General features: G+C 74.1%; 22 protein-coding genes. 1 reads left to right on the forward strand and 21 read right to left on the reverse strand.

Features of this window, described 5'->3' with window-relative positions; translation table 11 throughout:
* Window positions 1–61 precede the first annotated feature (61 nt).
* From Ae505Ps2_RS25955 to trmD, 5 genes are all read right to left on the reverse strand, one after another.
* The gene (locus tag Ae505Ps2_RS25955) at window positions 62–385 is read right to left on the reverse strand and encodes a DUF2469 domain-containing protein (protein WP_020627284.1); all 324 of its coding nucleotides are present in this window, start codon (window positions 383–385) and stop codon (window positions 62–64) included.
* Window positions 382–1152 carry a ribonuclease HII gene (locus tag Ae505Ps2_RS25960; RefSeq protein WP_083696300.1) on the reverse strand — a complete coding sequence of 257 codons (771 nt, stop codon included), beginning with the start codon at window positions 1150–1152 and terminating at the stop codon, window positions 382–384. Before Ae505Ps2_RS25960 ends, Ae505Ps2_RS25955 begins: the two co-directional genes overlap by 4 nt.
* A gap of 92 nt (window positions 1153–1244) precedes the next feature.
* Window positions 1245–3563: a signal peptidase I gene (lepB, locus tag Ae505Ps2_RS33740; RefSeq protein ID WP_249265351.1), complete on the reverse strand. Its 2319-nt coding sequence runs from the start codon at window positions 3561–3563 to the stop codon at window positions 1245–1247.
* A gap of 42 nt (window positions 3564–3605) precedes the next feature.
* Window positions 3606–3962: a 50S ribosomal protein L19 gene (gene rplS, locus Ae505Ps2_RS25970; RefSeq protein ID WP_060714490.1), complete on the reverse strand. Its 357-nt coding sequence runs from the start codon at window positions 3960–3962 to the stop codon at window positions 3606–3608.
* 409 nt (window positions 3963–4371) lie between these two features.
* Window positions 4372–5148 (reverse strand): tRNA (guanosine(37)-N1)-methyltransferase TrmD, encoded by a 777-nt coding sequence (gene trmD / locus Ae505Ps2_RS25975; protein WP_075307597.1) that lies wholly within the window; start codon window positions 5146–5148, stop codon window positions 4372–4374.
* Window positions 5149–5198: 50 nt separating this feature from the next.
* Between trmD and Ae505Ps2_RS25980 the strand changes: the two genes are divergently transcribed.
* Window positions 5199–5957, forward strand: coding sequence for an MgtC/SapB family protein (locus Ae505Ps2_RS25980; protein WP_020625235.1), 759 nt, complete (start codon window positions 5199–5201; stop codon window positions 5955–5957).
* Window positions 5958–6037: 80 nt separating this feature from the next.
* On the opposite strand, the gene Ae505Ps2_RS25985 is transcribed toward Ae505Ps2_RS25980, so the two are convergent.
* From Ae505Ps2_RS25985 to Ae505Ps2_RS33745, 16 genes are all read right to left on the reverse strand, one after another.
* Complete coding sequence (locus Ae505Ps2_RS25985; RefSeq protein WP_075307599.1) at window positions 6038–6583, reverse strand: Clp protease N-terminal domain-containing protein; 546 nt, start codon at window positions 6581–6583, stop codon at window positions 6038–6040.
* Window positions 6584–6597: 14 nt separating this feature from the next.
* Complete coding sequence (locus tag Ae505Ps2_RS25990; protein WP_020625233.1) at window positions 6598–6813, reverse strand: helix-turn-helix domain-containing protein; 216 nt, start codon at window positions 6811–6813, stop codon at window positions 6598–6600.
* Window positions 6814–6910: 97 nt separating this feature from the next.
* Window positions 6911–7462 (reverse strand): ribosome maturation factor RimM, encoded by a 552-nt coding sequence (gene rimM, locus Ae505Ps2_RS25995; protein WP_020625232.1) that lies wholly within the window; start codon window positions 7460–7462, stop codon window positions 6911–6913.
* Window positions 7459–7698, reverse strand: coding sequence for an RNA-binding protein (locus Ae505Ps2_RS26000; protein ID WP_020625231.1), 240 nt, complete (start codon window positions 7696–7698; stop codon window positions 7459–7461). The genes rimM and Ae505Ps2_RS26000 overlap by 4 nt, the downstream gene beginning before the upstream one ends.
* Window positions 7695–8198 carry a 30S ribosomal protein S16 gene (rpsP, locus tag Ae505Ps2_RS26005; RefSeq protein ID WP_075307601.1) on the reverse strand — a complete coding sequence of 168 codons (504 nt, stop codon included), beginning with the start codon at window positions 8196–8198 and terminating at the stop codon, window positions 7695–7697. The genes Ae505Ps2_RS26000 and rpsP overlap by 4 nt, the downstream gene beginning before the upstream one ends.
* Window positions 8199–8345: 147 nt before the next feature.
* Window positions 8346–9368: a type II CAAX endopeptidase family protein gene (locus Ae505Ps2_RS32185; protein ID WP_084786443.1), complete on the reverse strand. Its 1023-nt coding sequence runs from the start codon at window positions 9366–9368 to the stop codon at window positions 8346–8348.
* Window positions 9365–10483, reverse strand: coding sequence for an amidohydrolase family protein (locus Ae505Ps2_RS26015; protein ID WP_084786445.1), 1119 nt, complete (start codon window positions 10481–10483; stop codon window positions 9365–9367). Before Ae505Ps2_RS26015 ends, Ae505Ps2_RS32185 begins: the two co-directional genes overlap by 4 nt.
* A gap of 15 nt (window positions 10484–10498) precedes the next feature.
* Window positions 10499–12067: a signal recognition particle protein gene (gene ffh, locus Ae505Ps2_RS26020; protein WP_075307605.1), complete on the reverse strand. Its 1569-nt coding sequence runs from the start codon at window positions 12065–12067 to the stop codon at window positions 10499–10501.
* 10 nt (window positions 12068–12077) lie between these two features.
* The gene (locus Ae505Ps2_RS26025; RefSeq protein WP_084786447.1) at window positions 12078–12767 is read right to left on the reverse strand and encodes an AAA family ATPase; all 690 of its coding nucleotides are present in this window, start codon (window positions 12765–12767) and stop codon (window positions 12078–12080) included.
* 82 nt (window positions 12768–12849) lie between these two features.
* On the reverse strand, window positions 12850–15246 hold the full coding sequence (locus tag Ae505Ps2_RS26030) for a [protein-PII] uridylyltransferase (RefSeq protein ID WP_075554072.1): 2397 nt from the start codon (window positions 15244–15246) through the stop codon (window positions 12850–12852).
* A gap of 139 nt (window positions 15247–15385) precedes the next feature.
* Window positions 15386–15724 (reverse strand): P-II family nitrogen regulator, encoded by a 339-nt coding sequence (locus Ae505Ps2_RS26035; RefSeq protein ID WP_020624117.1) that lies wholly within the window; start codon window positions 15722–15724, stop codon window positions 15386–15388.
* Window positions 15725–15727: 3 nt separating this feature from the next.
* Window positions 15728–17053 carry an ammonium transporter gene (locus tag Ae505Ps2_RS26040; RefSeq protein ID WP_075307609.1) on the reverse strand — a complete coding sequence of 442 codons (1326 nt, stop codon included), beginning with the start codon at window positions 17051–17053 and terminating at the stop codon, window positions 15728–15730.
* Window positions 17054–17169: 116 nt separating this feature from the next.
* Window positions 17170–17337, reverse strand: a complete 168-nt coding sequence (locus tag Ae505Ps2_RS32190; protein WP_170917006.1) for a hypothetical protein — start codon at window positions 17335–17337, stop codon at window positions 17170–17172.
* Complete coding sequence (locus Ae505Ps2_RS26045; RefSeq protein WP_075311481.1) at window positions 17334–18533, reverse strand: IS701 family transposase; 1200 nt, start codon at window positions 18531–18533, stop codon at window positions 17334–17336. The genes Ae505Ps2_RS32190 and Ae505Ps2_RS26045 overlap by 4 nt, the downstream gene beginning before the upstream one ends.
* 197 nt (window positions 18534–18730) lie before the next feature.
* Window positions 18731–20494, reverse strand: a complete 1764-nt coding sequence (gene ftsY / locus Ae505Ps2_RS26050; RefSeq protein ID WP_075307611.1) for a signal recognition particle-docking protein FtsY — start codon at window positions 20492–20494, stop codon at window positions 18731–18733.
* Window positions 20495–20550: 56 nt separating this feature from the next.
* On the reverse strand, window positions 20551–21612 hold a 1062-nt coding region (locus Ae505Ps2_RS33745; RefSeq protein WP_249265352.1), incomplete at its 5' end, for an AAA family ATPase.

Genomic DNA, 21612 nt, shown 5'->3' on the forward strand with positions numbered 1-21612 from the left:
GACGGGCACCGTCGGCCGCGCGGCCGGGACGGTGGAACCGTCGGTGGGGTCTGCTACCCGCTCAGCCCGGGAACTGGTCGTCGTCGGGGAGCCGCAGGTCCGGGGTGTCGAGCTCCTCGATGTTGACGTCCTTGAACGTCACGACCCGCACGTTCTTGACGAACCGCGCCGGGCGGTACATGTCCCACACCCACGCGTCGGACATGCGCACCTCGAAGTAGACCTCGCCGTCGGCGTTGCGCGGGGCGACGTCGACGGAGTTGGCCAGGTAGAACCGGCGCTCCGTCTCCACGACGTAGGAGAACTGGGCGACGATGTCGCGGTACTCCTTGTAGAGCGTGAGCTCCATCTCGGTCTCGTACTTCTCGAGATCCTCGGCGCTCACCGGCCCGCTCCTCCTGTGACGATCTCCAACGGCTCCCACGCCCCGACCGTGTCCCCCGGGTCTCCGGGGTCGGGTTCCTGCTCGGGGAGCGCCCCATTGTGGACCAGCCCCGCCGGGGCCTCGCGCCCGGCCACCGCGGCGACGTTCGCGAAGGAGAACCGGTGCTCCGGACAGGGCCCGTGTGCGCGCAGCGCGGCCTCGTGGTCCGGGGTGTTGTAGCCCTTGTGCACCGCGAAGCCGTAGCGGTCGTGCTCGGCGTCGAGTGCGGTCATGATGCGGTCCCGGGTCACCTTGGCCAGCACCGACGCCGCCGCGATGCAGGCCGCCACCCGGTCGCCCTTCGGCACCGCGAGGGCCGGGCTGCCGAAGCCGCGGACCGGGAAGCCGTCGGTCAGGACGTAGCCGGGCGTGACCGCGGTCAGCGCGGCCACCGCGCGACGCATGCCCTCGATGTTGGCCACGTGCACCCCGCGGCGGTCAACCTCCGCCGCCGGGATCACGACGACGGCGTGGTCCAGCGCCCGGGCCCGGATGCGGTCGTACCAGTGGTCACGGGCGGCCGGGGTCAGCAGCTTCGAGTCGGTCAGCCCGTCGAGGGCCTTCGCGTCCGCGGGCCGCAGCACCGCCGCGGCGACGACCAGCGGTCCGGCGCTGGCACCGCGACCGGCCTCGTCGACGCCGGCGACCGGGCCGAGCCCGTGGCGCTGCAGGACCGTCTGCAGGGTCCAGGTGCCGCCGTCGCGGACGACGGCACGCGGCGGACGCAGCCCGTCGGGCAGGACCCGTACGGGGCGTCGGCGGGCACGCGGCCGTCCGGCGGGACGGGCGCGGGTGGGCGGAACCGGCACGGTGCTCCCGGTCAGGTTCTCCGGCGCCACCCGTGCGGGGGGCGCGTCGCGGGCAGGAACCGCTCGGCCTCGGCGCGGGCGAGCAGGGCCCGTCGGCGACCGGCCGCGAGCGGCAGTGTCCCCATGATGCCCAGTGCCAGCGGCAGACCGTCGGGCAGCCCCGGCAGCCCGGCCGCGTCGGCCGTGGTCTGCGGGTCGACCGCACTGACCCAGCCGAACCGGTCGAAGGGCAGCACGATCAGCCGTACCTTGCCGATGATGTTGGCCTCGGGGATGGGGCCGTGCCCCGCCGCCCGGGAGTCCGCGGAGTTGTTCCGCGAGTCGCCCATCATCCAGTACTGGCCCTCGGGGACGGTGATCGGGCCGAACGGGATCTGCCGGGCCGGACCCGCCTCGGGCAGGTAGTAGATGTAGGGCTCCGTCAGCGGCTGCCCGTCGACGACGACCTGGTTGAGCGCGTCGCAGCAGGAGACGGTCTGGCCCCCCACGGCGATGACCCGCTTGACGAAGTCCTTCTCGTCCGGCGGGGCGATCCCGACCAGCGAGCCGAGCGTCTGCATGCCCTTGACCAGCGGGTTCTCGCTGCCCTCGCCGCTGTAGGTCTCGCTGGCCCAGCCGTCGGTGCCGCGGAAGACCACGATGTCGCCCGGGCTGATGTCGGTGAAGTTGTAGGTGACCTTGTCGACGAGCACCCGGTCGTTGTTGCAGCCGGTGCAGCCGTGCAGCGTCGTCTCCATCGAGCTCGACGGGATGACGTAGACCTTCGCGAGGAAGGTCTGGATGAGGACCGTCAGCAGGATGGCGACCCCGGCCAGGAGCAGGATCTCCTTCCAGAACGCCGTCTTGGGCTTCTCCTCACCCGCAGCGGCCGCGGCGGAACCGCGCCCGGTGAGCGCGGCGATCCGGCCGCCGATGCCGACGGGGCGGTTGCGGCGTGCGGCGCGTCCACCCGTGGCGCGCTCCGGCTCGTCCGTCCCGTCCTCCGGCTCGGCAGGGATCTCGGCGGGGTTCTCGTCGGGCTCCTCGGGCGGTTCCGGCGACGCGGCCGCCGGACGGCGGCGTCGGGGGGGCCGCGGCGGCGCATCGGAGCCGGGGTGCGGGACGGCGGCGGTCTCGGGGTCGGCGCCGGGGTCGACGTCGTCGCCGGCCGGGGCCGCGGCGGCGCGGGTACGCCGCGGGTCGGCCTCGGTCGGCACCCGGCGGCGCGTGGTCGCGTCGGCGTCCGGCGGGACGGGGCGACGTGTGGTCGGGACGCCGTCGACCGGCGGCGGGACGGGACGGCGCGACGGCGGGACGGCGCCGTCGGCGAGCGGCCCGGCGGGGCGGCGGCCGGCGCGCGGAGCGGACCGCTCGGGACCGCCGAACGCACCGGTGCCGTCCGGCTGACCGGGGGCGGCTCCGTCGGGGCGCTGGTCCGGGTGGGCACCGTTGGTGTACTCGCCGGACGGGCCGCGCAGCGGCGGGCGGCCGGCCCCACGACCACGCGGGTCGGGGCGGCCGTACCCGTCGGGCGCGTGGCCCTCGGGGGAACGGCCCTCCGGCCGGCCGTTGCGACGAGGTGCCCCGGGGCCGCGGACGGGCGGGGCGGCGTTCGGTTCGAACCCGGCAGGACGGCTCGGGTCGAACCCCGCGGCACGGTTCGGATCGAACCCCGCAGTACGGCTCGGGTCGAGACCGGCGGCGCTGTTCGGGTCGTACCCGGCGGCGCGACGACCGTGCCCGCCGGCGGGAAGGGGCTGGTCGGGGGCCGGGCGGATGCCGTGGCGGCCGGCGCCCTCGGGGTGTCCGGCCGGCGATGCCGGGTACCGGGGTTCCGGGGCGTGCTCCGGGCGGCTGCCGGGAGGTGGCCACGACCTGCCGTTCGGTGCGGCGCCGGCCTCGGGGCCGTCAGGCCGGTTCAGCCGGGCGGCGTAGCGGGCCTGCAGCGTGTCCGGACCCTCGGTGGCCGGGGCGGGCCGGTCCGCGGGGGCCGGGGCGGCCCCGTCGACGCCGTGCCGACCTGAGCGCCCGGCGGCGAGCTCGTCGAACCCGTTGCGGTAGCGACGTCCACGGGGGCCTGCGCCGTCAGCGCCGTCCTCCGGGCCCGTGTGCCGGGTACGGACCCCGCGCGGTGCGCCCTCGGGCTCACCGTCCGCGGAGCCGTCCCGGGCGGGCACCCCGTGCTGCAATGCGGTGCCGAGCAGCCACTGCTGCTCGTCACCACCCGGTTCGCCACCGGTCTGCGGCGGGTCCTCGGGGGCCCGCCGCCGACCGGGGCGCTCGGGGACATCGCTGCCGCGATACCGCCGGGGGCGGGCCCGGCGGTCGTCGGGGAGCTCGGGGAAGGCCACGCTTCGAGATTACGTCACCGGTCCGTCACGACTGGGTGACGGTCAGGACGCGGTGGTCTCCCGGCGCTCCTTGATCTTCGCGGCCTTGCCGCGGAGGTCGCGGAGGTAGTACAGCTTCGCCCGGCGGACGTCACCGCGGGTGGCGACCTCGATCTTCTCGATGTTCGGCGTGTGCACCGGGAAGGTGCGCTCGACGCCGACGCCGAACGAGATCTTGCGCACGGTGAAGGTCTCGCGGGCACCCGAGCCGTGGCGACGGATGACGACGCCCTGGAAGATCTGGGTACGGGTGCGGTTGCCCTCGATGACCTTCACGTGCACCTTGAGGGTGTCCCCGGGGCGGAAGTTCGGGATGTCGGAGCGCAGGGTCTCCGCGTCCAGTGCGTCCAGGGTGTTCATGTCGACGGTCCGTCCTCGTGTGTCGTTCGTGCGGGTCGTGCGGTGCCGGTCCCGGGTCGATCCGGGATCGCGCCCGGGCCACGGGGCGGTCGTGCCGTACTGGCGACGACGCTCCTCACGTGGCGGGCTCGGTACGGCCGGCACCACCGGCGGGACCGGGGCACACGTGACCGTCACCGGGCGCCACACGCGGCGCTGGCAACCCGTCCATAGTGCCAGACGGGCAGATCGCCCCGGACACCCGGTGGTCCGGGGCCTCCGGGAACGGCTCCGCGGGGCCGGTCGTACCGGACGCACCGGGCACCGCCGGTCGCCGGTGGGGGCCCGCCGGGCGACGGCCGGACGGTCCCCCGCACGGCCCTGGGCCGGCCCCGCGGTGCCGGGCCGGGGACGCGACCGGCGGGAACGCTCAGCCGGTGGGGCCGTCGGCGTCGTCGTCGGGGCGCCCGGCGGCGAGCACCGCGCGGTCGGCGGCGTCCAGGGCGTCCGGCCCGAGCGCGTCGAGCAGGTCGGGGCGCCGGTCCCGGGTCCGTTCCAGGGCCCGGTCGCGGCGCCAGCGGGCGATCGCGGCGTGGTTCCCGCCGCGGAGCACCTCCGGCACGGCCAGCCCCCGCCACACCTCGGGACGGGTGTAGGACGGGCCTTCGAGCAACCCGTCGGAGAAGGAGTCCTCGGCGGCCGAGCGCGGGTTGCCCAGCACGCCGGGCAGCAGCCGGGCGACGGCCTCGACCATCACGAGCACCGCGACCTCCCCGCCGACGAGCACGTAGTCCCCGATCGAGACCTCGTCGACGGTGATGCCGCGGGCCCGGGCGTCGAGCAGCACGCGCTCGTCGATGCCCTCGTAGCGGCCGCAGGCGAACACCAGCCGCTCCTCGGCGGCCCAGGCGTGCGCGGTGGCCTGGGTGAACGCCCGCCCGGCCGGGGTGGGGACGACCAGCCGGGCGGGCAGGTCCGGGGTGGCCAGCACGTCGTCGAGGGCCTCGCCCCACACCTGGGGGCGCATGACCATGCCCGGCCCGCCGCCGTACGGGGAGTCGTCGACGGCCTGGTGCACGTCGTGGGTCCAGTCCCGCAGGTCGTGCACGGCGACGTCCAGCAGCCCGCGGTCGATCGCCCGCCCCAGCAGTGCCTCGCGCAACGGTTGCAGGTAGGACGGGAAGATGGTCACGACGTCGATCCGCACGGCGCGGATCGTCGCAGGCGCCCGTCCCCCCGCCCCGAAGGAGGTCGCGCATGTCGGAATCCTGGACCGAGCCGCTCTGGTCGACGGCGGCGCAGTGGAGCCTGCTGCCGCCGGTGCTGCTCGCCCTACTGCTGACGACGGCGATCGGTCTGGAACGCGAGGCCGGGGCGAAGAGCGCCGGACTGCGCACGCACGTGCTGGTCGGCGTCGGCGCGGCGGTGTTCATGGTCATCTCGAAGTACGGCTTCGCCGACCTGCTCACGACCGAGCACGTCGCCCTGGACCCGTCCCGGATCGCGGCGCAGATCGTGTCCGGGATCGGGTTCATCGGCGCGGGGCTGATCTTCGTCCGGCAGGACGTGGTGCGCGGGCTCACCACCGCGGCCACGATCTGGCTGGCCGCCGCGGTCGGGACGGCGTGCGGCGCGGGCCTGGCCCCGCTGGCCGTCCTGGCGACGGCGGCGCACTTCCTGGTCACCCGCGGTCTGCAGCCGGTTGCGCGGGTGGTGCGACGGCACCGTCGTCGCCCGCCGGTGCTGCGGATCCGCTACGACGACGGCCACGGCGTGCTCCGCCGGGTCCTGGAGCGTTGCACCGCGGCCGGCTTCTCGGTCGCCGGGGTGTCCGTGCACCGCGGCTCGTACACCGACGACGGCGGCCGGGTCGCCGCGCTCACCCTGCGGCTCGACGGCCGGGGTGACCTGAACGGACTGGCCGCGGCGCTGTCGGAGACCGACGGGGTGCGCTCGGCCCAGACCAGGGTCGACCCGACGGAGGACCCGGACGACCCGGACCGCGCCGACGACTGAGCGCCGACGACTGAGCAGCGACGACGTGAACGCCGATGACCTGCGCGTCGACGTCCGGACGGGCGACCCGGCCAGGTGGCTCAGCCGGCCCGGCGGGGCCGCCGCCGTTCCACGGCCTCCCGGGTGCCGTACAGCGTCACCCCGCACCGGTCGAGCACCTGTGAGGCCGTGGTGTCCGGGTGCAGCAGCCCGAGCAGGACGTGCTCGGTCCCGATGAACCGGTCGCCCAGCCGGACCGCCTCGCGCAGCGCCAGCTCGAGCGCCTTCTTCGACGACTTCTCGAACGGGATGTGCCCGGCCCGCCACCGCTCGCGCCGCGGTCGGTCGAGCGCGCCGGGGCCGAAGCCCGCCTCCACCGCGTTCCGGACGGCGTCGAGGTCGATGCCCAGGGTGGCGAGGGCGTCGGCGTCGCCACCGGGCGCGCCGTCCACCCGGTCGAGCTCCTCGGCGACGGTGCGGGCGTCGACCCCGGCCGCGGAGAGGATCTCCTCCCCCGGCGTACCGGGGCACCCCAGGACCCCGAGCAGCAGGTGCTCCGGCCCGATCCGCCCCGCGTACCTCGTCCGGGCGATCTCCTGGGCCAGGACGACGACCCTGCGGGCCTCGTCGGTGAACCGTTCGAACATGTGTGTCTCCCCCTCTACAGGCCGAGCCGGCGGTACTTCTTGTGCACCGCCTGCCGGCTGATCCGCAGCGCGTCGGCGATCTGCTGCCAGGACCACCCCTGGTCGCGGGCGTTGGTGACCTGCAGCTCCTCCAGGGACTCCTGCAGCTCACGCAGGGCCACCACCGCCCGCAGCCCCACGGCCGGATCCGTGCTGGACGCCGCCGCGGCCACCGCCGTCGCATCGCTCATGGTGTCAATGTAGGTTGACAACGCACTCGATGTCAACCTTGGTTGACACCGGCGCCACGAGAACGGCCCGGCACCACGGGAGGGTGCCGGGCCGCGATCAGTCCTGGGGGTCGAGCAGCCCGTCGGGCGGGTCGAGGACCACGCGTCCCCCCGCCAGGTCGACGGTGGGCACGATCGCCTCGACGAACGGGACGAGCGCCTCGTGTCCGGCGGGCCGGGTGACGACCAGCAGGGACCCGCCGGGCCCGTGCACGACGTCGGAGACAGTGCCCGCCGCGGTCCCGTCCGCCAGCTCGGCCCGCAGGCCGGTCAACTGGTGGACGTGGAACTCCTCCGGGTCCTCCGGCTCGGCGAGCGCGGAGGTCGGCAGCCTGAGCTGGACCCCGCGCAGGGCCTCGGCGGCGTCGCGATCGGCGACGCCCTCGAAGAGCACGAGCCAGCGACCCGAGTGGGCACGCGCACCGGTGACGGTGAGCGGCCCGGGACCCGCGCCGCGGGTCCGGTGGCCCTGTAGGACGGCACCAGGCGCGAACCGCGTGCGCGGGTCGTCGGTGCGGGGCTCGACCACGACCTCACCCCGCAGACCGTGTACACGCACGACGACGCCGACCAGGACCTGGCCGGCGTCGTCGGGTGCGGAACTCGTCACCGGTCGGTGTCGACGACGTCGACGCGCACGCCGCGACCGCCCACACCACCGATGACGTTGCGCAGGGCGGTGGCGGTGCGACCACCCCGGCCGATCACCTTCCCGAGGTCGTCGGGGTGCACCCGGACCTCGAGGATCCGACCGCGACGCCCGGTGACCAGGTCCACCCGGACGTCGTCGGGGTGGTCGACGATGCCGCGCACGAGGTGCTCGAGCGCGTCCGCCATGAGAGTCACGACTGGGTCGACTCGGTGGCCGGCGCGGCCGCGTCCTTGGTCGCGTCGGCGACGTCGTCGCTCTTCGTCGCGGCCTCGGCCGGGGCGGCGTCAGCGGCCTTGCCGGCGCGGTCGCCACCCTTCTTCTTCGGGGTGGTGGCCGCGGTGGTCGGCTCCTCGTTCGCCGCAGCCAGCGCCTCGTTGAAGCGGGCCAGCTTGTCGACCTTCTCGGCCTGCGGCTTCAGGGTGCCCTCGGTGCCCGGCAGGCCCTTGAACTTCTGCCAGTCGCCGGTGATCTCGAGCAGGTTCTGCACCGACTCGGTCGGCTGCGCGCCGACGCCCAGCCAGTACTGCGCACGGTCCGAGTCGATCTCGATCAGGCTCGGCTCGTTCTTCGGGTGGTACTTGCCGATCGTCTCGATGGCCCGGCCGTTGCGGCGCGTACGGGAGTCCGCGACGACGACGCGGTAGTACGGCTGACGGATCTTGCCCAGACGCATCAGCTTGATCTTGACGGCCACGCTGTGGTGCTCCTCGCGAATGTCGATTCGTGCTGCGATGAGTCAGCCTGCCTCGCGTGGGGTTACGGGCTCGCTCACTCGTAGGTGTCGGCCGTGGCAGGTAGAGGGCCGGCCACGGACCCGATCGACCATTCTGCCAGACGTCGTTCAGACCGCGGGAAAGGCCCCGACCAGCATGAGGGCCAGGGCCAGCCCTGGCAGGAAGTTGTTGACCGCGTGCGCCACGATCCCGGCGGTGACGCGGCCGGTCAGCAGCCGTGCGATCCCCAACGGCAGCGCGACGACGAACAGCAGCGGCGCACGCAGGAACTCCAGGTGGGCCAGGGCGAACACCGCCGTGGTCAGCACGAACACGACCCAGCGGTTGCCGATCCAGTGGGCGACGGCGTTCCACAGCAGGCCGCGGTAGACGATCTCCTCGCAGACCGGCGCGATCACGACGACGCCGACCATCACGGCCAGCGCGACCGGCCACGTCGTGCGGATGCCCTCGAAGGCGACGCCGACCGAGGTCGTGAGGTCCGGGCCGACCAGGTAGAGGTAGGCCAGCGCGGCGGGGATCGTCACGAACAGCCCGGCGACGCCGATCAGCAGCCCGATGCCGACGTCCTCCCAGCGGAACTGCAGGCCCAGGTCGGCGACGGGACCGCTGCCGAACACCCGGGTCCAGACGACGCAGGTGAGCGCGGCCAGGATCGTCGGGACGACGATCGCGAGCAGGACCTCCTGTGCCGAGTCGACCTCCCCCAGGCCCACGGCCAGCAGGAACGACGAGCCGAGGAACACGATCTCGACCACGAGGAACGCGAGCAGCCCGCGGAACGGGCGCGGCGGGGGCGGGGACGGCTCGATCCCGAACAGCCCGCGCCGCGGCGGCGGACCGTACGGCGCGCCCGGGCCGTGCTGCCCGGGTCCACCCGGCCCCCAGGGCGCCGGGCCACCCGGTCCGTACGGCGTCGACCCACCCGGGCCGTACGGGCCGGGCCCGCCTGCACCGTTCGGCCCGGGCCCGCCCGGCCACCCGGCGGGCGGCGGTCCGGCGGGCGACGACGATCCGGCGGGCGACGATCCGGCGGGCGACGGTGCCGCGGCCCCGGACGGGCTCGAGCCGTCCGGGTCGTCGGCGGAGGCTCCGCGTGATCCCCGCGGCGAACCGGGCGAACTGCTCATGCCCCCGTTGATACCCGACGTCCGCGGATCAGGACCACCGACGGGGCCCGCAGCACGCCGAGATCCCCCCGCGGGTCACGGTCGTACACGACCAGGTCGGCAGGCGCACCGGGCGTCGGGCCGGCCGGGCGGCCCAGCCAGGACCGCGCCGCCCAGCTCGCCGCCCCGATCGGGTCCGGGTGCCCGGCCCGGGCGAGCTCGGCGATCTCGTCGGCGATCCGGCCGTGCCGGATGCCGCCGCCGGCGTCGGTGCCCGCGTAGACCGGGACCCCGGCCTCGATCGCGCGTCCGACGGTCTCCCAGGCGTGGGTGTGCAGGTCACGCATGTGGCCGGCGTAGCGGGGATACTTCGTCGCCTTCTCGGCGATACCGGGGAAGGTCTCGACGTTGATCAGCGTCGGCACCAGGGCGGTGCCACGGGCGGCCATCTCGTCGATGAGCTCGTCGGAGAGCCCGGTGCCGTGCTCGATGCAGTCGATCCCGGCCCAGATCAGCCCGGGCAGCGCCTCGGTGCCGAAGACGTGCGCGGTGACGCGGGCGCCGGCCCCGTGGGCCGCGGTGATCGCCTCGGCCAGTACCTCGTCCGGCCAGAGCGGGGCGAGGTCGGCGTCGTCGGGGCCCGCCGAACGGTCGATCCAGTCCCCCACGAGCTTCACCCAGCCGTCGCCGCGGGCCGCCTGGGTCCGGACCTCGTCGACCAGCAGGCGCGGGTCGTCGAGCTCGGCGGCGAGGCCGGAGATGTAGCGCTTGGGGCGGGCGACGTGCCGCCCGGCGCGGATGATCTCGGGCAGGTCGTCGCGGGCCTGCAGCGGCGAGGTGTCGACCGGGGACCCGCAGTCGCGCAGCAGCAGGGTGCCCGCGTCGCGGTCGGTGCGTGCCTGGGCCGCGCACTCCTCCAGGTCGGTGACCGGGCCGTTCGGCCCGAGCCCGACGTGGCAGTGCGCGTCGACCAGACCGGGGACGATCCAGCCGTCGGTGACCAGGTCCTGGGCGCCGGGCAGCGGCTCCGGGCTGATCCGCCCGGTGCCGTCGACGTACAGGTCGGTGCCCGCGGCACCGTCGGGGCCCAGCAGCGTCCCGCGGAGCCGCCACCCCACGGCCGGGAGATCGGTCATGGGTGGCGACCCTAGCTACTTCTTCTTGCCGAAGTTCAGCTTCGACGGGTCGAACCCGGGCGGCAGCTGGTCGAGGTTGCCCAGCCCGGGCGGGAGCTGCTGGAGGCTCGGCGGCAGGTTCGACAGGTCCGGCGCGCCGGCGGCCGCGCGGTTCGCGGGGTTGCCGCTGCGCCGGCCCTTCTTCGCCTGGCGAGCCTTGCGCGGGTTCTTCGGGACCTTCTTGGTCGCGCTGCGCCCGCCACCGCCGAAGCCGAACTGGCCGGCCATCTGCTTCATCATCTTGCGGGCCTCGAAGAAGCGGTTGACCAGGTCGTTCACGTCGGAGACGGAGACACCGGACCCGTTCGCGATGCGCTGGCGGCGCGACGCGTTGATGATCTTGGGGTCCGCCCGCTCGGCGGGGGTCATGCCACGGATGATGGCCTGCAGGCGGTCGATCTGACGGTCGTCGACCTGCTCCAGCGCGGCCTTCGCCTGCCCGGAGTTCATCCCCGGGAGCATGTTCAGGATGTTGCCGATCGGCCCCATCTTGCGCAGCTGCAGCATCTGCTGGAGGAAGTCCTCCAGGGACAGCTCACCGGAGCTGATCTTCGCCGCGGCGGCCGCGGACTGCTCGGCGTCGAAGACCTGCTCGGCCTGCTCGATGAGGGTGAGCAGGTCGCCCATCCCGAGGATGCGCGAGGACATCCGGTCGGGGTGGAAGACGTCGAAGTCCTCGAGCTTCTCGCCGTTGGAGGCGAAGAGGATCGGCTGGCCGGTGACCTCGCGGACGCTCAGCGCGGCTCCACCGCGGGCGTCGCCGTCGAGCTTGGTCAGCACGACACCGGTGAAGCCGACGCCGTCGCGGAACGCCTCGGCCGTGGCCACGGCGTCCTGACCGATCATCGCGTCGACGACGAACAGGACCTCGTCGGGCTGTACCGCGTCCCGGATGTCGGACGCCTGGCGCATCAGCTCCTCGTCGACACCGAGGCGGCCCGCCGTGTCGACGATGACCACGTCGTACTGCTTCTCACGGGCGTGCGCGATGCCGTCGCGGGCGACGCCGACCGGGTCGCCGGGGCCCTCGGGGAGCTCACCGGACCCGGTGGCACCGGGGTGCGGTGCGTAGGTCGGGACGCCGGCGCGCTCGCCGACGATCTGCAGCTGGTTCACCGCGTTGGGACGCTGCAGGTCGCACGCCACGAGCAGCGGGGTGTGGCCCTGGCCCCGGAGCCAGCGGGCGAGCTTGCCGGCCAGGGTCGTCTTCCCGGCGCCCTGCAGACCGGCCAGCATGATGACCGTCGGCGGTTCCTTGGCCAGGTTCAGCCGCCGCGTCTCGCCGCCGAGGATCGCGACGAGCTCCTCGTTGACGATCTTGACGACCTGCTGGGCCGGGTTCAGGGCCTGGGAGACCTCCGTCCCCTTGGCCCGCTCCTTGATCCGCGCGATGAAACCGCGGACCACCGGCAGGGCGACGTCCGCCTCCAGCAGCGCGATCCGGATCTCGCGCGCGGTGGCGTCGATGTCGGCGTCGGAGAGCCGGCCCTTGCCGCGCAGGTCGCGCAGCGTGGATCCGAGCCGCTCGGAGAGGGAGTCGAACACCCTTACCAGCCTACTTGGCCAGTGCCAGTCCCCCACGGGCACCGGAGCGATCGGTGCGGCGGACCGAGGACCAGCCGGTCTCGGTGCCCGCCCGCAGGGCGTCGACGGTGTCGCGGGCACGCCGCGCGTGCGTCGCGAACGGGCGCGAGCGGACCACCCGTCCCCGGGCGTGCTGGCCGTCGAGTGCCTGGTCGGGGGTGGTGTCGAGCCACAGCAGGTGCGGCGCGCGGCGGCCGAGCCTGGCCAGTGCCCGCACCGCGGCCCGTACCCGCGGCGAGGTCGCGGGCAGGTGGACGACGACGGTGCCCGCGGGCCCGAGCACCGCCGTTACCACCGACGCGCGGTGGGCCAGGTGGGGCAGCCACCGGTACGCCGGGTACGGCGTCGCGGCCGGGAGCAGCCGCGCCAGCGTGGCCCGGGTGGCCCCCGAGTCGAGGACCCGGGTGTCCGCCGGCGCGTCGAGCCCGGCGAGCAGGGTGGACTTCCCCGCTCCCGGCAGGCCCGCGACCAGCAGCAGCGACCGCCCCGGCAGCACGACGACCAGCGGCGCCGCCGGATCGTCGTCGGACGGGGTGCCGGCCACCGGGCCGACGCGCGGCGCCGCGCCGGGGCCGCCGGGCGGACCGGGGTCGGCGGGGCGGTGCTCGGTGGCGCGGGTCGGCGGGACGGCGCCGGTCGGCACGGCACGGGCGGTGGTCATGTGTGGTGAAACGGTCAGGTCGCCCGAATCGTTCCGTTCGCACCGCGCCGCGCCGCACCGCGCCGCGCCGCACCGTGCTGCGTCACGTGCCCGTGTGGGCCTCGCCCTGCCCGGCGGCGACCGTGAGGACCGCGGACTCGATGGCGGCGCGGGCCGCCCCGTCCGGGGACCCGCCGATGCCGAAGGAGTCGACGACCGAGGCGCCGAGCGTCTCGACCCGGGCCCAGACGAGGTCCACCCCGGCCCGTTCGAGCGCGGCGGTGACGTGGTGGAGCAGCCCGATGCGGTCGGTGCCGCGCAGCTCCAGCACGACCGCCCCGGTGGCCTCGTCGTCGAACCACAGCACCCGGGGCGGGGCGGTCCGTTCCACCTCCGGCGTCGACGGCGCGTAGTCGCGCTCCTTGCGCGCCAGCGCCTGCGCCAGGTCCAGGGTTCCGGCACGCACCCGCGTCAGGTCCGAGCGGACCAGCGCCGGGTCGGGCAGACCGCCGAACCGCGGGGTCACCGCGAACGTCTCGACCGTCACCCCGTCGGACACGGTCACGTCGGCGGTGTGCACCTGCAGCGAGTGCAGGGCCAGCACCCCGGCGACGGCCGAGAGCACCCCCCGCCCGTCGGGCAGCGCGACGGTGACCGAGGAGACGTCGCCGTCGCCGGTGAAACGGACCTGCGGTCCCCCCTCCGCCACGGCCTCGACCATCTCGTGGTGCGCCGGATCCGGCGGACCGGGCTCGACGAACGGACGGCCGTCGAGCGCGGACAGGCAGCGCCCGGCCAGCCCGTGGATCAGGGTCCGCCGCCACGGGGTCCAGACACCGGGCCCGGTGCCCAGCGAGTCGGCCTCGGCCAGGGCGTCGAGCAGCTCGACGAGCAGCGCCACGTCGGCGTCGCCCCGGCCGCCGGGGGCGACCGCCTCGCGCAGCGTGTCCAGCACCCGCGACACCGTCGCCGGGTCCTCCGGGTCGCGACGGGTCGCGGTGTGCGGCAGCAGCAGGTGGTGGCGCACCATCGCCGCCAGCAGCACGAGGTCACCCTCGCGCAGACCGAGCCGCTCGCCGATCTGGCCGACCAGCGACTCCCCCACCACCGAGTGGTCGCCGCCGCGGCCCTTGCCGATGTCGTGCAGGAGCGCCCCGACCAGCAACAGGTCCGGGCGTGCCACCCGGGTGGTGAGCCGGGCGGCCTCGGCGCAGACCTCGACGAGGTGACGGTCGACCGTCCAGACGTGCGTGCGGTCCCGCGGCGGCAGGTCACGGACCGCGACCCACTCGGGGAACAGCCGTCCCCACAGCCCGGTGCGGTCCAGCGACTCGATCACCGCGACGGCCGCCTTGCCGGTCCCGAGCAGGGCGAGCAGCTCGGCCAGCGCGGTCCGCGGCCACGGCGCGCGCAGCTCGGGGGCGGTGTCGGCGAGCCGGGACAGGGTGCCCGCCGAGATCGGCAGCCCGGTGCGGGCGGCGGTGGCGGCGACCCGCAGGACCAGGGCCGGGTCCTTCGTCGCCGACGCGTCGCGGGCGAGCCCGACCTCCCCCGCGTGCTCGACGACGCCGGAGTCCAGCGGCCGGCGCACCGGCGCGCGGCGGAGCGCGGCGAGTCCCCGGCGGGGCAACGCGTTGCGGGCCTGGCGCAGCCCGACCTCGGTCGCGAAGGCGACCGCGCGGGCCGCTCCGGACAGGGCGCGGGCCAGGTCGAAACGGTCACCGACGTCCAGGGTCGCGGCGATCTCGTCGGCCTCCTGGGCCCGCAGGACGTCGCGGGCCCGCCCGGACAGCCGGTGCAGCTCGGTGCGCACGTCCAGCAGCAGCGACCGGGCGGCGACGACGTCGGCCCCCGGCCGGTCGACGAGCTGGGCGGTGGCCAGTGCGTCGAGCAGCTGAACGTCCCGCAGGCCGCCGTGGCCGTTCTTCAGGTCCGGCTCGACGCGGTGGGCGACGTCGCCGTTGCGCTGCCAGCGGTCGGTGGTGGTGTCGACGATCTCGTCGAAGCGGCTGCGCATCCCCGCCCGCCAGGCCGTGCGGACGGCGTCGCGGACCTTGCCGGTGAGCGCCGCGTCCCCGGCGACGTGCCGCAGCTCCAGCAGCCCGAAGGCCGCCCGCAGGTCGGTCGCCGCGACCTGGACGGCCTGGCCGGGCGTGCGCACCGAGTGGTCGAGGCCGATCCCGGCGTCCCAGAGCGGGTACCAGAGCTTCTCGGCGAGCGTGTCGACGTCGGTCCGGCCGTCGTGCAGGAGCACGAGGTCGAGATCGGACCAGGGGCAGAGCTCGCGCCGGCCGAGCGCGCCGACGGCCGCCAGCGCCGTCCCGCTCCCCTCACCGCCGACCCCGAGTGCTGCGCACCGGGAGGAGAGCCAGAAGTCGTGCAGGTCGACCAGCGCGGCCCGTAACGCCTCCGGACCGTGGTGGTGCCGGCCGTTGGATTCCAGGAGGACCGCTTTCGCCTTGACCAGGTCCGCCGCTTCGCCCGACCCCAGGACCGTCATCGCCCTGCGCCACCCGCTTCCTGTTCGTTCGAGTAGTCGACCGCATACATGTCGTGATGTCCGTTTCGAGCCTGGACGGCGGACGGCCCGCCGCACTCCGGGAAGGGAGCGCGACGGGCCGTCGCGAGGAGTTCGTCGATCAGATGGCGTCGGCGCCGCGTTCCCCGGTGCGGACGCGGACCACGGTCTCGACCGGGGTCACCCAGACCTTGCCGTCACCGATCTTGCCGGTGCGGGCGGCCTCGACGACCGCGTCGACGACCTTGTCCTGCAGCGTGTCGTCGACCACGACCTCGACGCGGACCTTCGGCACGAAGTCGACCGAGTACTCCGCGCCCCGGTAGACCTCGGTGTGGCCCTTCTGGCGGCCGTAGCCCTGGACCTCGCTGATGGTCAGACCGAGCACGCCGATCTGCTCCAGGGCGCCCTTGACGTCCTCGAGGACGAACGGCTTGACGATGGCGGTCACGAGCTTCACGGATCAGACCTCCTGCTTCGCGGCGGGGGTGGCCTTCGCCTCGGTGGCGGGCTTCGGCGAGGAGCCGATGCCGCTGCCGCCGCGCAGGCCGGAGAACTCGTAGCCGGTCTCGGCGTGCTCGCCCTCGTCGATGCCGCTCTGCTCGACCTCGTCGTCGATCCGGAGGCCGATGGTGAACTTGACGATGAAGACGATGATCGTGGTGACGATCGCGGTGTAGGCGATGACGGCGAGCGCGGCGACCGCCTGCAGGCCCAGCTGGGTGAATCCGCCGCCGTAGAACAGGCCGTTGACGGCGTCGGGGGCGACGTCGGTGGCGAAGAACCCGATGGCCAGGGTGCCCCAGAGACCACCGAAGAAGTGCACGCCGACGACGTCGAAGGAGTCGTCGTAGCCCAGCTTGTACTTGAGGCCGACGGCCCAGGCGCAGAGGGCACCAGCGATGGCACCGATGGCCAGCGCGCCGAGCGGGGAGACCGAGGCACAGGCCGGGGTGATGGCGACCAGACCGGCCACGATGCCCGACGCGGCACCCAGCGAGGTGGCCTTGCCGTAGCGGATCTTCTCGACCAGCAGCCAGCCGAGGATGGCGGCGGCGGTGGCGGCGAGGGAGTTGACGAACGCGTAGCCCGCGGCCCAGCCGGCCGAGGTGGCCGAACCGGCGTTGAAGCCGAACCAGCCGAACCAGAGGACGCCGGCACCGAGCATGACCATGGTCAGGTTGTGCGGGCGCATGGCCTCACGCGGCCAGCCGCGGCGCTTGCCCAGGACGATGCAGAGCACGAGGGCGGCGATACCGGCGTTGATGTGGACCGCGGTGCCACCGGCGAAGTCCTTCGCGCCGAGGATGACCGGGATCCAGCCCTGCTCCAGGTCGAAGACCCAGTGGGCGACGGGGAAGTAGACCAGCGTGGCCCAGAGACCGGAGAACAGCACCCAGGCGCCGAACTTCATGCGGTCCGCCGCAGCACCGGCGATCAGGGCGACGGTGAGGATGGCGAACATGCCCTGGAAGCTGACGAAGGCCAGCGCCGGGTAGGTCTCGGTGGCCTCGTCGTCGGGCAGCAGCGCGGTGAGCCCGAAGTACTCGGCCGGGTTGCCCAGCAGACCGCCGCCGACGAGCTCGGTGCCGAAGACCGTCGAGTAGCCGTAGAGGATCCACAGCACACCGACGACGCCCAGGGCGCTGAAGCACATCATGAACATGTTGAGCACGCTCTTGGACCGGGCCTGGCCGCCGTAGAACAGCGCCACCCCCGGAGTCATGAGCATGACGAGTGCTGCGCTCGTCAGGAGCCAGGCGGTATCACCGCTGTTGAGGCCTTCCACGGGTTAGTCCCTCCCACGTCTGTCGTTAGTCCGACTGGGGAGGAAGAATGATGATCGCGTGTTTCGCATTCGACGCCTGTCCGTTTCGCACCGGTTAATACTGCAACGGCAGTTGATCAGCTCGGGGGTCGTTCGCCGCGTCGGCGGTAGTGGCAGTCGCGGGCCTGTTGTTGGCGTTCACGGCGCCAGGTCGACCAGTGCATGACGTGGTCGATGCAGGTGAGCGGGGTGAAGGCGAGCGCGGCGAGGAGACGGCGGATCTCGTTGCCCGACAGCTGAATCAATGCGCGCCGGCTGGCTGAGGATCCCCCTTTTCGGCCTCGCGTGCGTGTTCGGCGGCGCGGGTGACGGCGAGGTAGGCCGCGGTGAGCATGGCCAGGGTGATGTGGGCGTGCCAGGCTCGGTAGGAGCGGACTTGGTAGTGGTCGAGGCCGGCCTCGTTCTTCGCGGTCTGGAAGCATTCCTCAATCGCCCACCGCGCCCCGGCGACTCGAACGAGGTCGCGCAGCGGCGTGTTCGCCGGGGCGGCGCAGCGGTAGAACGCCAGCTCACGGATGGTCTTGCCCTCTGCGGGCTCGGTCTGGCGGCGCACCAGCAGCCAGTGCCCCCAACCCGCCGGGAGGCCGTCGATGGCCAGCGCAACCGCGGTCCAGTCATAGACCCGCATCCCGTGCGCGCCCGGCCCGATCGCGCGGCGCTCCCACCCGTCGTGCCCGGTGTCGAGATCACGCGCCCCGGCGATCGTGGCCAGGGCCTTGGCCGGGCGACGATTCCCGTCCGGGCTGGTGAGCATGTCGTCATTGCGGGTGGCCAACACGAACGGGATCTCCCGCTCGGTGAGCCAGTCGCGAAAGCCCGGGTTCTGCCCGTAGACCTCGTCCGCGGTCACCCACGACCCGGACGTGAGTGCCCCAGCGGCGTACGTGCGGGCCAGCATCGCCGTCCCCAGCTGCGGTTTCGTGGCGAACTCGACGTCATCGGGGACATCCGCGCGCTCGCAGCGTTCGCGGTCCTCGGTCCACGAGGTCGGCAGGTAGAGCTCCCGGTCGATCAACGCCCGCCCCCGCTTCGAGGCGTAGGCCAGGAACACACCGAGCTGACAGTTGTCGATCTTCCCGCTGGTGCCGGTGTACTGGCGCTGCACCCCGGCCGAACGCAGGCCCTTCTTGATGAACCCGGTCTCGTCCACGATGAACACCCCCGACGCGGTGTCGGTGAGATGTTGCAGGACGTAGCCGCGCAGGTCGTCGCGGACCCCGTCGACGTCCCAGTCCGCGGTGCGCAGCAGCCGCTGCATCCCGTCCGGCGACATCGCCCCGGCGTGTTCGGCGAGGGTCCAGCCGTTCTTCCGCTCGAGCCCCGCGAGCAGGCCTCGCAGGTAGGTTCCGACCCGCCGGCGCGGCTCGACCCTGCGGAAACGGCCAGAGATCAGCTCCACCACCGCGTCCAACGAGGCCACCCACCCGGCAAGATCAACCACGCGGTGATCATCACCGCCGAACGGCCGTCAGCCTCTCACCACACGCCGAACTGCCGTTGCAGTATTAACAGGGCGCCGAGCAAGATGACGGTTGCGTTACTCAACCGGATCCGGAGGACCGAAGGTCATCCGAATGGTCCGGTTCGTGACGTGGCGCACGGCGCGGGTCGTCCGGGAGGGCGACCCGCGCCACGACCTCAGTCGAGCAGTGCCTCGACGAACGCGGCGGGCTCGAACGGGGCCAGGTCGTCGGGGCCCTCACCGAGCCCGACGAGCTTGACCGGCACGCCCAGCTCGCGCTGGACGCGGAACACGATGCCGCCCTTGGCCGTGCCGTCGAGCTTGGTGAGCACCACCCCGGTGACGTCGACGACCTCGCCGAACACCCGGGCCTGGGTCAGCCCGTTCTGGCCGGTGGTGGCGTCGAGGACGAGCAGGACCTCGTCGACCCGGGCCTGCTTCTCGACGACGCGCTTGACCTTGCCGAGCTCGTCCATCAGCCCGGTCTTGGTGTGCAGCCGGCCGGCGGTGTCGAGCAGGACGGCGTCGACGCCGTCGTCGGTGCCGCGCGTGACGGCGTCGAAGGCGACCGAGGCCGGGTCGGCGCCCTCGGGCCCGCGGACGACGCCCGCCCCGGAGCGCTCGCCCCAGGTGACGAGCTGCTCGGCGGCGGCGGCCCGGAAGGTGTCGGCCGCACCCAGGGTCACCCGATGCCCCCCGGCGACCAGCACCCGGGCCAGCTTGCCGGTGGTGGTGGTCTTGCCGGTGCCGTTGACCCCGACGATCAGCAGCACCGCGGGGCGCCCGTCGTGCGGCAGGGCGTGCACGGAGCGGTCCTGGCCGGTGCCGAGGGCCTCGACGAGCACGTCACGCAGGGCGGCGCGGGCCTGCTCGGCGGTGCGGACACCACGGGTGGCGATCTGCTCGCGCAGCGCGTCGACGATCTCGGCGGTCGTCTCGGGCCCCAGGTCGGCCTGCAGCAGGGTGGCCTCGACGTCCTCCCACGACTCCTCGTCGAGGTCACCCGCGCCGAGCAGGCCCAGAAGGCTCTGGCCGAGCCCGGAGCGCGACCGGGACAGCCTGCCGCGCAGCCGGCCGATCCGACCCTCGGCCGGGGCGATCTCCTCGGTGGGGGTGCCGGGGGCCTGCGTGTCCGGCGTCCCCGGGCGCGCGACCGGCTCGGTCGGTGCAGACGGCTCGGTCAGCGCGGACGGCACAGTCGGCGCGGTGGGTGCTGCCGGCGGGGGCGCGGCCTCCGGGCGGGCGACCGGCTGGGTGGGCGCGCTCGCCGCGGGTGCGTCGGTCCCGGCGGTCCCGGCGGGGCCCTCGGGGCGGCGGAGCTGCCGGGTGGCCGGGTCCTTGCTGGCCTCGGCCGTGTCGATGACGCGGGCGTCCGGGGTGCCGGTGACGGTCCCGGTCTGCTCGGTCGGGACGGGCGGGCTGCTGGGGGGCGCGGTCGACGGGACCGGCGGTGCGGTGCTGACCGGGACGCCGCGGGGCGGCGTGCGGGCCTCGGTGGCGCCGTCGACGACGGGGGTGCCACCGGGCGGGGTGCGGACCTCGTCGGCGGTGGGCGCGTCGGCGGCCTCGGCGGGGGCCTCCGGGGCGGACGGGGTGGTGGTCGGTGTGGCGGCCGTCGGCGCGTCGGCGGCGGCGTCGGCGGGCGACGCCGGGGCGGACGGGGTGGCGGTCGGGGTGGCGGCGGTCGGTGCGTCGTCGCCGGGGGCGCGCGGCCGCTCGGGTGCGGTGGCCGTCCCGGAGGAGAAGGCGAACCCGCTCCCGGCCTGGTAGCCGCCGCCGGCGCGCGGTGGCTCGTCGGTACCGGTCCCGAGCTCGCGCTGCTGCTCGTCGGACCGCAGGCTGATGCGCCGTCGGCGGGCGATCACCAGCCCTGCGACGACGGCGATCAGCAACACCGCCACGACGATCGCGACGACGATCCAGAGGGTCTGCGTGGTCACGACGCCACCCTGCCACGCCCGGCCGACGCGCCGCGCAGGACGGGCCGGTCAGCAGGTCAGGAGGCGGGTCGCAGGCGCTGGGAGATGACCTGGGTGATGCCGTCGCCGCGCATGGAGACGCCGTAGAGGGCGTCGGCGACCTCCATCGTCGGCTTCTGGTGGGTGATGACGATGAGCTGGCTGGTCGTGCGCAGCTCCTCCATCAGCGAGATGAGCCGGCGCAGGTTGACGTCGTCGAGGGCCGCCTCGATCTCGTCGAGCACGTAGAACGGCGAGGGACGGGCCCGGAAGATCGCGACGAGCAGCGCCATCGCGGTGAGCGAGCGCTCCCCACCGGACAGCAGCGACAGCCGCTTGACCTTCTTGCCGGGCGGGCGGGCCTCGACCTCGATGCCGGTGGTGAGCATGTCGTCGGGGTCGGTGAGCACGAGCCGGCCGTCGCCACCGGGGAACAGCGTCGCGAACACGGTCTCGAACTCGGCGGCGACGTCGTGGTAGGCGGTGGTGAAGACCTCGAGGATCTTGTCGTCGACCTCGCGGACGACGGTGAGCAGGTCACGCCGGGTGTTCTTGAGGTCCTCGAGCTGGGTGGACAGGAACTTGTAGCGCTCCTCCAGCGCCGCGAACTCCTCCAGCGCGAGCGGGTTGACCTTGCCGAGCAGCGACAGGTCCTTCTCCGCTCGCTTGAGGCGGCGTTCCTGGGTGGGCCGGTCGAACGGGACCGGCGGCGGCGCGGACACCTGCTCGCCGCGCTCGCGGGCGGCCTCGTACTCGGCGGTCTCGTCGGCCGACGGCGGCACCGGGACCTCGGGCCCGTACTCGGCGACGAGGTCGTCGACGCCGATGCCGTGGTCGCCGAGGATCTTCTCGGTCAGCTGCTCCAGCCGCATCCGGGTCTGCTGGCGCACCATCTCGTCGCGGTGGACGGCGTCGGTGAGCTTCTCCAGCAGCGCGGTCAGCTTCGTGGTGGTGTCGCGGGCCTCGGCGTGTGCGCGCTCCCGTTCGGCGCGGGCGGCCTGGATCTCGTCGCGCTCCGCGGCCGCGGCGGCCAGCGAGCGTTCGATCCGCTCGGCGGCGACGTGCCCGGCGTCGACGACGAGCCGGGCGACCTCCGAGGC

The sequence above is a fragment of the Pseudonocardia sp. Ae505_Ps2 genome, assembly GCF_001932425.1.
Lineage (GTDB): Bacteria > Actinomycetota > Actinomycetes > Mycobacteriales > Pseudonocardiaceae > Pseudonocardia.

Bases quoted from the DNA above. Each gene is read 5' to 3' on its own strand.
- rplS (WP_060714490.1), bottom strand. From the start codon at position 3,962: ATGAACACCCTGGACGCACTGGACGCGGAGACCCTGCGCTCCGACATC.
- Ae505Ps2_RS25980 (WP_020625235.1), top strand. From the start codon at position 5,199: ATGTCGGAATCCTGGACCGAGCCGCTCTGGTCGACGGCGGCGCAGTGG.
- Ae505Ps2_RS25985 (WP_075307599.1), bottom strand. From the start codon at position 6,583: ATGTTCGAACGGTTCACCGACGAGGCCCGCAGGGTCGTCGTCCTGGCC.
- Ae505Ps2_RS25990 (WP_020625233.1), bottom strand. From the start codon at position 6,813: ATGAGCGATGCGACGGCGGTGGCCGCGGCGGCGTCCAGCACGGATCCG.
- Ae505Ps2_RS32185 (WP_084786443.1), bottom strand. From the start codon at position 9,368: ATGAGCAGTTCGCCCGGTTCGCCGCGGGGATCACGCGGAGCCTCCGCC.
- Ae505Ps2_RS26015 (WP_084786445.1), bottom strand. From the start codon at position 10,483: ATGACCGATCTCCCGGCCGTGGGGTGGCGGCTCCGCGGGACGCTGCTG.
- Ae505Ps2_RS26025 (WP_084786447.1), bottom strand. From the start codon at position 12,767: ATGACCACCGCCCGTGCCGTGCCGACCGGCGCCGTCCCGCCGACCCGC.
- Ae505Ps2_RS26030 (WP_075554072.1), bottom strand. From the start codon at position 15,246: ATGACGGTCCTGGGGTCGGGCGAAGCGGCGGACCTGGTCAAGGCGAAA.